Source organism: Streptomyces murinus (assembly GCF_002154555.1).
Classification (GTDB): Bacteria; Actinomycetota; Actinomycetes; order Streptomycetales; family Streptomycetaceae; genus Streptomyces; species Streptomyces murinus.
Genome location: NZ_MUNF01000445.1, coordinates 1 through 9,555 on the forward strand (window position 1 = coordinate 1; position 9,555 = coordinate 9,555).

Sequence of the window (9,555 nt, forward strand, 5' to 3'; positions counted from 1 at the left end):
CGTGCTGACCGCGCCGGTCGCCGTGCCCATCGCCTTCGCGACCGGCGCGGTCAGCACGTCGCCGGGACGCACCCACAGTGCGGTCAGCACGCACACGGGCAGGAACAGCACGCCGTACACCGGCAGCGAGCCGTCGAAGAGCAGCTGGTCGAGGCAGCCCAGGAGGAACATCGCGGCGATGCAGAACAGCCCGCCGCCGAGCCCGGTGAGCCGGGGACCCGGCACCGGCCGGGCCGGCCGTGACTGCCCCGCGCCGCGCCCCGCCTCCGGGCCGGGCGGGCGGCGCCGGGCCTGCGGCGGCAGATGGGCGTGCGGCGGGTGGCCGCGTCGCCGTCCGTCGTTCGGGGGTCGCGTTCTGTGCTGCTCCATTGGACCAACTTAGGTCTGCTTATGTGCCCAATCGGCTCCCAGACACGCCGATGGGCGGACCTTGGCCGGGTGGACGGCGCTCCCGGGAGGAGGGCGCGCGGAACGCCGTAGACTGGTGGATCGGCCAGTGTCCTCCGAGGGCCTGGCAGCCCCAGCTCCTGGCCCTCTCATCCACGGGAAGTCGCAACGTGTCGCTCACGATCGGAATCGTCGGCCTGCCCAACGTCGGCAAGTCGACCCTGTTCAACGCCCTGACCAAGAACGACGTGCTGGCGGCCAACTACCCGTTCGCCACGATCGAGCCCAACGTCGGCGTGGTCGGTGTCCCCGACGGCCGGCTGGCCCAGCTGGCCTCGATCTTCGGCTCGGAGCGCATCCTTCCGGCCACGGTCGACTTCGTGGACATCGCCGGCATCGTGCGCGGCGCGTCCGAGGGTGAGGGCCTGGGCAACAAGTTCCTCGCGAACATCCGCGAGTCGGACGCGATCTGCCAGGTCATCCGCGCCTTCAAGGACGAGAACGTCGTCCATGTCGACGGCAAGGTCTCGCCCAAGGACGACATCGAGACGATCAACACCGAGCTGATCCTCGCCGACCTCCAGACCATCGAGAAGGTCCTGCCGCGGCTCCAGAAGGAGTCCCGGATCAAGAAGGACGTCGCGCCGAAGGTGAAGGCGGTCGAGGAGGCCAAGGAGATCCTGGAGAAGGGCGACACGCTCTTCGCGCACGGCATCCTCCAGGGCACCGAGCGGGCCGAGCTGCTGCACGATCTGCACCTGCTGACCGCCAAGCCGTTCCTGTACGTCTTCAACGTGGACGAGGACGAGCTGACGGACGAGGACTTCAAGAACGAGCAGCGCGCGCTGGTGGCCCCCGCCGAGGCGATCTTCCTGAACGCCAAGCTGGAGGCCGACCTCGCCGAGCTGGACGAGGACGAGGCCCTCGAACTCCTCCAGTCCGTCGGCCAGGAGGAGCCCGGCCTCGCCACGCTGGCCCGCGTCGGCTTCAACACCCTCGGCCTCCAGACCTACCTCACGGCCGGCCCCAAGGAATCCCGCGCCTGGACCATCAAGAAGGGCGCCACCGCCCCCGAGGCCGCCGGTGTCATCCACACCGACTTCCAGAAGGGCTTCATCAAGGCCGAGGTCATCTCCTTCACCGACCTCCTCGCCACCGGCTCCGTAGCCGAGGCCCGCGCCAAGGGCAAGGCGCGCATGGAGGGGAAGGACTATGTGATGCAGGACGGGGATGTGGTGGAGTTCCGGTTCAACGTCTGAGCCGATGAAGTGACGCGACGCCGCTGACGTGGTGCCGCGCAGGTCAGAAGGGGCCCGGCCTTTCGGAGGTGGGCCCCTGGCTACTTCCCGAGCTGGAATGGCGTGGGGAGATCCTGATCCTTCGTCACCCGTCATCACTCCTGATTGCCCGGTCGTCCCAGGAGGTAATGGCCCGGTCTGGGGACAGGAGAAGGCTCCCCCGCCGCAGTGCGCGGTGAAGGGGAGCCTCGGATGGCCGACCGTCTACCGGATCAGCTCCTGTCCTCGTCGTCATCGTCCCGCGTACTAGGTCCGGCGGGCCGGTCAGGGCCGTGCGAGGGGTCCCAGGAGTACAGCGGTGCCACGTCGGAATCCGGGTCCGTCGCCGTGCCGGTGAACGGCGAGTCCTCGGAGGCTGGGAAGCCCGGCGACCAGGGCCCCGCGCTGGCTCCCTCATTGGAAGGCCCGCTTTCAGGCTCCTCGCCTCCGCCCTCGTCGGGCGTCGGAAGAAGGGTGCGCTTGATCTCGTCGGCTGCCTCGTACAGCCCGGCCGCTTCCAGGCTCCGCACCACTCGGTGCACGAACACCATGTACTCATCCATGTCCGGCTTCAGGCCCACCGCTGCAAGCAACAGGAGGAGCCGGTCCGAAACCCCTACCTCCTCCTCACGGTCGAACCGCCCTCCGCCCTGGTCATGTCCGTCCCACAGCGGGCCTCCGACGGTCGCTTCGCTCCGCGCGCCCATGGGAGGGACGAGCAGGTGGCGGAAGAGTTCGGGCACCTCCTCGTCGTTGGCCGCCGCCGCGATCTGGGCGAGCGGGCCGATCATGTCGACCGCCGTCTCGATCTCGTTCTCGTGACGGGCCAGCCACCACACCACCGCGCTGCCCGCGCTCTTGAGCACGTCGTCACCGAGGTAGCGCCGCTTGTTGCGTTCGTGCTGGCGCTCGTACTCCCAGATCTCCTCATCCTTGCGAAGGTCGTTCAACTTCTGCAGGCGCTCGCGGTCGGCGGGGGCAAGGGTCAGCGTTACATCGGCCGCCAGGGCCTCCACTCGTCCGCTCCGGTCCGGGACCAGGACACTCAGCTCTCCCTCCAGGAGATATCGCGCGAAGCCGGCCCGGCCAGGCTCCTCACAGCGGACGATGTCCAGGGCCCGGCTGACGACCGAGGACACGGCAAGGGCCGGTGATGCGCCGTCGGAGCGATGGGCGTGATCGGGGATCGGCCTCCACCACACAGTGGCGGAAAAGAGGAAGTCGTAGCCGTCCGCCACGCTCGGCAGCGCCGCGTCGACCACCCGCGTCTCCTGGTACGGCTGCTCCGTCGGCGCCGCGGGCGGCTCAGGCTCTGCGGGCTCGTACGGATCGGCCGATGCACGACCACCGCTGAGGGCAGTCATCACGAGCAGCAGGGAGCCCGAGGTCGTGACCATTGCCATGAAGCCCCACAGCCACGCCGACCAGTGCAGGAGGTTGCCGAGCGCAGCTGGGGCGACGCCGCAGAGAGCGATGAACAGTAGGCTGGGAAGTCGGTGTTTCATCGTGCCTCTTCCGTGGTCCGTGGTCCGGTGCCCGCACGGCTCGCACTCGCCGTGCGGGCGTACTGCGCTTGGTCGATGTGCTGCCAGAAGCGGTCGGCGACGGCAGCCCTGGGCGGGTGGCCCGCCGGCCCCGCCCAGTCGCAGGCGATGGCGTAAAGGCGGTGGAGAGCGCCCGGTCGGCCACGCGCCGCCCCGACCATCACGCCCAGCGCCATCTCCCGAGTACTGTCGGCCGCCACGGCGCTCAGCCAGCTACTCACCAGGGGGTTCCAGAGCTCCGTCGGCGGCTGGGAGAAGGCCGTCTCCCAGCCCAGGAACAGATCCGGCCACGGCGGCGGGTTCGGTGCCCGATCGCTCCTCAACAGCTCCGTGAGCAGACGGAGATGGGGCTCCGCCCCGCGCGGCTCCCGAAGCGTTCGGTTGCGCAAGCGGTCGATCAACGACCGGTAGGATCGACGATCATGGCCGGCGAGATCGAGAAGCGCCTCCCCGGCCTCGTATGCGGCCTGCCCCTTCCGTACGGCTAGGTGGTGGAGCCGCACCATCGCCTGATCCGGGTGTGTCGCGCCGAGGCTCTGGAGGCAGGCGGCGGTCAGGACACGTACGAGACCGTCGGACAGGGGATTGGACCTCACGCACTCGTAGATCCGCCTGCGGAACCATCCCCCGAACCTCTCGTGGCTGAGGCCGAGTTCGAGGGCAGCCACGGCTCGCGGGTCGCAGGCCGTCCCGGTCGCGCTGTCCGCCCAGCGGACCGCGAGGCCGAAGAGGTGGTCGGGCCGTCCGACGGCCAGGGATCGCTCGCCGAAGCGGACGACGACGTTCACCCGGTCGTCGGTGGTCAGGCCGCGAAGCCCGGCTGCATGGCCGATCCAATCCCTGAGGCCGTCGCGCGTCCCGGGAAAGTTGGCCCAGAAGTACGTCCGTACCGCGTCGGCGTAGGCCAGCCTCCCGAAGCGGAGCCGCTCGTCCGGGTCCCGCTCGATCCCGAGCGCAGTCAATCGCGCCCCGAAATCCATCCGAGCAAGCTCGGTCGTCGCCTCTTCCTCGTGCCTCACCGTCCTCATCAGGCCGTGCCACGCCTCATAAACGGTGTCGGAGGGAGCTTCCTCGAACATCGCCGTCGCGAGCAGCAGGGCCCGCTCGGGTGCGGTGCGGACCGCGGTCATCTGCTGGCCGACCTCACCGGCTCGGTCGGAAACCGCGTGCATCGCCTGGTCGAGCCAACCTGCGAAGTCGGCACCGAACCGGCCGCTGTCACGAGCCGTCCGTACCAGGCTCGCGAGCCGGGCCAGTTCCCGCATGGGGGAGCGGTCGCACAGGTGCCGGAGGTCGGCGCTTCCCAGGTCCGCAGGGCCGAAGGGCATCCGGTCCATGCGGAGATACCGGGTGATGACGGCGATACCCCGGGGACGCCCCAGTGTCACTGTGTGCGGTTCGAGTTCCGGCGAGCAGGCGTGCTTCATGCCCGACGGCAGGACGACGACCATATGGGCCCCCGCCTCCTGGACCTGTGTCCGGCGCATGGCCAGGAGGCGCTGGGCCCTGCCGTACACCTCCTCGTCGGCGATCGTGGAGAGGTCGAGGAGGAAGCGGTCGCCCTCGCCAGGGGCCAGAAGGCCCTCGTCCTTGTCCGTGGCGGGAAGCTCCTCGAACCGCACCCCCTCCTCGTCCTCACCGAGCCCGTGCAGCAGCATGATGGCCGCTGCACGGCGGCCGCTGCCGGGAGGAGCCTCCAGCAGTACCGCCGAACCGGGCTTCTCCAGGCGGTCGGCGGCGACGCGGTAGCCCAACGGCGGAACGAATCGGTCGGCCAGGCGTACCCGGTCCTCCCGGACGATCCGGAGGGACTCGACCCCTTTCCGGACCATCCAATCCGCGCCGATGCCGTAGAAGACGTACTGATGCCCCACGCCGTTGTTCACCGGGCCACGCGGATCGTTGACGGTGACGTGGTCCTGCTCGTTCATCGGTCGTCGTCCGAGCGTCGACGGTCGTGCTCGAAGCGCTGGTGGACCGTACCGCTGTTGTCGCCTGCGGTGAACTGGACACCGCTGTTGTCGCCCTGGAAGTGGGGCGCGTTGTACTGGTGACCCGGGCCGGTGTTCACCGGCCCCTGCGGCTCGTTGACGAAAGTACCGGACAGATCCCCGTTGAGGTTTCCGATGCCGCCGCGCACACGCTGCTCGACGTCGCGCGTTCGCATCCTGGTGTGCCCGGCATCCCGGGGAGACTTCTTGCGGGACTTGGCCTCCCCCCGCTCCCTCGCCGCACGGGCGTCACGGTCCACCGCACCCAGCTCGGGCAGCAGCCGGGCGAGATCGTCGCCGAGCGAGGTCAGGTCCGAGCCGGCGTTGCGGTGGTCGAACCGTCTGTACTGGCAGTCCGCCAGTTCCCGCAGGTCGTCCGGGAGGACGGCGTGGTCGATCCGCGTCGCTTTTCCGACGAGCACGGGTACCACCAGGATCCCGCGCTCGAGCGCGGACCGGATTTCACGGCGGGTCCAGTCCTGCTCGGCCTCGAAGGCGGGGTGGCCGTCGGCCCCTCGCACTTCAGCCCAGCGCGGGCCGATCACGGCGAGGAGCGCTTCGCACTCCTCCACCGCCCTGATCAGTTCCACCGGGAAACGGTGGCCGAGCTTGATCGAGTCGCTGGCGAAGAAGATCCGCTCGCTGCCGAACCGTCGGGCGAGCTCTCGAGCGATCATGGTCGCCGCGGATTCCTCGTCGCCTGTGCGGTAGTTGACGAAGACGTCGGGCATGAAGGTTCCCTTCGTGAGAGGAAGACAGAAGACGGGATGAGCGGGTAGGAGTACGGGGGCTGCGGAAGGGGACTCCGAGACCCCGGTTCGCCCGCCACGCGGTCTCAGCCGTGTGACGGCACGGCGCGTCCACGGGTGGGGCGTACGGAGGAAGGTGCACAGCCCGGCGCGTCACTGGTCGCGGGCAGCCCGAAGAAGCCGGGGGCGCGATGCGACGCGTCGGACGGAGAACAGAGGGTCCCGCCGTGAATCGTGGAATCGAAGGGACCAAGAGACCGGTTGGTCCGGCGAGCTGGGCGGCTCAAGCCGGTGTCGGTCGTGCAGCCGGTGTCAGTCGTTAGCGGGAGCGAGCACTTGCGCCAGCGCCGGCTGCAGATCACGTACGGCCCGGCTGCTCCGGAACCGCGAGAGTTCCCGCGCGAGACGCCGGACGTCGCTGTTCACGGTCGCGGAGGGCACGGCGGACATCAGCCCCAGGAACTCTCCGGCGATCGTGCACGCGTGCTCGACCTCTCCGGAGGCGGCATGAGCCAAGGACCTGCGGAAACCGTACCGGGCCCGGGTCCGCAGCGCGTGCGGCGGGAGGCGGCGGCACTCCCGGTCGAGAACCTCGACGGCGGCCTTGGGCCGGCCGAGATCATGCAGGCACCAGCCAGTCGTCATCGCCGCCGGATCGTTCACGTGGGTGGTACCGATCACGGGCCCGGTGCCGTTGCGGGCATCGTCACTGTCGAGCAGTTCCCTTGCCCTGTCGAGGCTGCGGAGGCAGTCGCGTTCGTTGCCGACGAGCGCGTGTCCCTGCGCTTCGCGCTGGGCCGCGAGTCCCCGGATGCGTGGCGGGAGTCCGTTGTTCTGGGCCCGGCGGGCCAGGGCGATGGTGCCCGCGGCGTCCCCGCTGTAGAGCGTGACCAAGGCACGTCGCACGAGCGCGTAGGAACCGAGGTACGGATCGCCCCCGGCACGCGCCAGTTCGGCGGCCTCACTGGTCCAGCCGAGCGCTGCGCCGCTGTCTCCGGCTTCCTGGGCCATCCAGCCGGTGAACTCCGCGAACCGCGACGCGAGCAGAAGTGCGGGAGCCCGAGTGGTGGACGGGGTGTCGGCGGCAAGCCCGACGACCGTGCGGGTCTGCGTCTCCAGCAGGGGAAGCAGGATCTTCGGCGCGGTGGACTGGCCGAGCTTTCGTAGTTGATCGAACTGGGCACGGAAAGAGGAAAGGAGGGGGCCGGTGGCGAAGGGCGCCTGACCGCCGAGTTTCAGGCCGAGGTCGATCAGTGACCCCGTGCCCGCCGCGAGGACCGCCCGGCGTCCCGCGCGCCAGAGGCTCGGGGCGGCGGGGGATTCGGTGGTGTCGGAGTCGGTCTCGGGGCGGACGGCCAAGCGATGCAGCTCACCGTCCGCGCTGAGAAAGGCGTCGCACCGCCGGGCCAGCTCGGGAGACGCGGAGCGCTCCCCGCGTTCGACCTTGCTGAGGTGCCCCTTGTCGTAGTTGAGCGCCGCGGAGAACTCGGTCAGGGTAAGCCCCGCTTCCTGCCGTAAACGGCGCAGCTCCGGGCCGAAAGTTGTGCTCATCAATAGTCTCCCCTTGAACAGCAACCGTGAGAGGCGCGCCCTCACGACGGACCTTCAGCGGACGTTCACTGGTCGACGCGAAGACCGATGGCGGGCACCCGTCGTGACGGAGCCGTTTCGCTTCGCATCCGAGAGCGAGTTTGGCACGAGGTGCGTCGTGAGAATCAGGGTTCGGCGGGGTTGCCCGTTGCCTCTTCTCTTCTCGGTTGTTCTCCGTTTGCGCCTTGTCGTGACTGGAGCTGGCCATGATCCGGAGGTTGCGTTCGTTCGTCCGCGAGCGACGGCGGCGAGTATCTACTAATGTTCATGTTACTAACATCGTTGTTAGTGTCATGCGTGGAGGTTGGCGGGCGTGGTGGATTTTGTGGGCCGTCGGCAGGAGCTGGCGACGCTGGAGCGAGAGCTGCAGAAGGTGGCGGCAGGGGTCGGTGGGGAGCGGCCCGGTCGCTGTGTGATGTTGCGTGGGCGGCGTCGGGTCGGCAAGTCGCGGTTGGTCGAGCGGTTTGCGGAGGGCTCCGGGGCTCCGTTCCTGTTCTACGCGGCGACCGGTGCGTCTCCTCGAGACGATCTGGCGCGGCTGGCCCGAGACGCCCAGGTGTCGACGCTGCCAATGGCGCGACTCGTGGCTGCAGCGCGGCCGGAGAGCTGGGACACCGCGTTCGATGTGCTGGCCGCGGCGCTGCCCGCCGATCGGGCGAGCGTGCTGGTCATCGACGAGGTGCCGTACCTGATGGATGCCGATGGTGCCTTTGAAGGGATGCTGCAACGGGCCTGGGACCGAGTGCTGGAGACCAAGCCGGTGCTGCTCGTACTCATCGGCTCGGATCTGTCGATGATGGAGGCTCTGAACAGTTACGGACGCCCCTTCCATCAGCGCGGTCGGGAGATGGTGCTTGGACCCCTGAACCCCGCCGAGGCGGGGCGGATGCTCGGATTGGAGCCGGCGGAAGCCTTCGACGCCGCGCTGGTCACCGGCGGGCTGCCGCTGATCTGCGCGGAGTGGCCGCGGGGCGCGGGACTGTGGGACTTCCTCGGAGAGGCGTTGAGCGACCCGGTCTCGGCCCTGCTGGTGTCGGCCGAGCGCTCGCTGGCTGCCGAATTCCCCCCGCAGGCCCAGGCGCGTACGGTGCTGGCGGCCATCGGCAGCGGCGAGCGGACGTTCACCAACATCGCCCGCGCGGCCGGCGGAATTGGGGCCACACCGCTGCAGCGAGCGCTGGAACTGCTTACGGACAAGCGGATCGTCGCTGCCGAGTTGCCTGTCTCGCTACGTCCGTCGAAGGACCGCCGTTACCGGGTGGCAGACCCCTACTTGCGGTTCTGGCTGCATCTGCTCGGCCCGTCCATGGAAGAGATCGAGCGAGGGCGGGGCGATCTGACCTTGGCGCGGATCAAGGAAAGCTGGACCAGTTGGCGCGGCCGGGCGATCGAGCCGCTCATCCGCGAGGCGCTCGCCAGGACACTGCCCGACGACCGGCTCCCGGCGGCCCCCGCAGTGGGGGGCTACTGGACGCGCACCAACGACGTCGAAATCGACATCGTCGGGGCGGATCGGGCCCCCATCGCCAAGGAGTTGCTCTTCGTCGGCTCCATCAAATGGCTGGAGCAGTCACCCTTCGACCGGCACGACCTGGCAGCTCTGCATCGGCATCGGGCCGCACTCACCGGTGAACCGGTCCCGGTCGTGGCGGTCTCGCGCAGCGGGGTCGACTGTCCGGGACCCGATGCCGTCTACGGCCCTGGCGATCTGCTCACCGCTTGGCCGCTGTAAGTGGCCGATCGCAGGCGCGGCAACCCGTGCCGAGGGTGAGAGAGCGGGGGGAGTCCCACAAGCCTCCGCCACGGGCCTCCCCCTTCGGTCACGAGCGTCGTCACACGCCCGGGCGGCCCGCGCTGCCCGCGTAACCCGGGGCCGGGTAGGGGGAGGGGTCGGTGATCCAGCCGGACATCAGGGTCAGGCGGGAGTCGCGGTCGGCGGCGAGGAAGGCGAAGGGGCGGTCGAAGGTGGCGTGGATGACGGTGGTCTCGTAGCGGGGCCTGTGTCTGATACACATCT

The 9,555-nt window shown here is 69.3% G+C and carries 7 protein-coding genes and 1 pseudogene; 2 read left to right on the forward strand and 6 right to left on the reverse strand.

Annotation, left to right across the window (positions count from 1 at the left end; translation table 11 throughout):
- Window positions 1-369 (reverse strand): DUF6542 domain-containing protein (locus tag CCN72_RS25685; protein ID WP_341868893.1); only part of this gene is annotated, 369 nt, incomplete at its 3' end.
- Window positions 370-557: 188 nt separating this feature from the next.
- Between CCN72_RS25685 and ychF the strand changes: the two genes are divergently transcribed.
- Window positions 558-1,646, forward strand: a complete 1,089-nt coding sequence (ychF, locus tag CCN72_RS25690) for a redox-regulated ATPase YchF (protein WP_085566358.1) — start codon at window positions 558-560, stop codon at window positions 1,644-1,646.
- A 251-nt stretch (window positions 1,647-1,897) separates the two neighbouring features.
- Here ychF and CCN72_RS25695 read toward each other — a convergent pair whose 3' ends face one another.
- From CCN72_RS25695 to CCN72_RS25710, 4 genes are all read right to left on the reverse strand, one after another.
- Entirely contained in the window at window positions 1,898-3,169 is a 1,272-nt protein-coding gene (locus tag CCN72_RS25695) for a hypothetical protein (RefSeq protein ID WP_086809995.1), read from the reverse strand.
- Window positions 3,166-5,139, reverse strand: coding sequence for a hypothetical protein (locus CCN72_RS25700; RefSeq protein ID WP_086809997.1), 1,974 nt, complete (start codon window positions 5,137-5,139; stop codon window positions 3,166-3,168). The genes CCN72_RS25695 and CCN72_RS25700 overlap by 4 nt, the downstream gene beginning before the upstream one ends.
- Complete coding sequence (locus tag CCN72_RS25705) at window positions 5,136-5,930, reverse strand: toll/interleukin-1 receptor domain-containing protein (protein ID WP_086809999.1); 795 nt, start codon at window positions 5,928-5,930, stop codon at window positions 5,136-5,138. Before CCN72_RS25705 ends, CCN72_RS25700 begins: the two co-directional genes overlap by 4 nt.
- A 330-nt stretch (window positions 5,931-6,260) precedes the next feature.
- Complete coding sequence (locus tag CCN72_RS25710; RefSeq protein WP_086810001.1) at window positions 6,261-7,499, reverse strand: helix-turn-helix domain-containing protein; 1,239 nt, start codon at window positions 7,497-7,499, stop codon at window positions 6,261-6,263.
- A gap of 352 nt (window positions 7,500-7,851) precedes the next feature.
- Here CCN72_RS25710 and CCN72_RS25715 point away from each other — a divergent pair, with 352 nt between their 5' ends.
- Complete coding sequence (locus CCN72_RS25715) at window positions 7,852-9,270, forward strand: ATP-binding protein (protein WP_086810003.1); 1,419 nt, start codon at window positions 7,852-7,854, stop codon at window positions 9,268-9,270.
- 100 nt (window positions 9,271-9,370) lie between these two features.
- Here the strand turns inward: CCN72_RS25715 and CCN72_RS39155 are convergent.
- Window positions 9,371-9,555 (reverse strand): annotated as a pseudogene (locus CCN72_RS39155) (hypothetical protein); the annotation flags it as partial.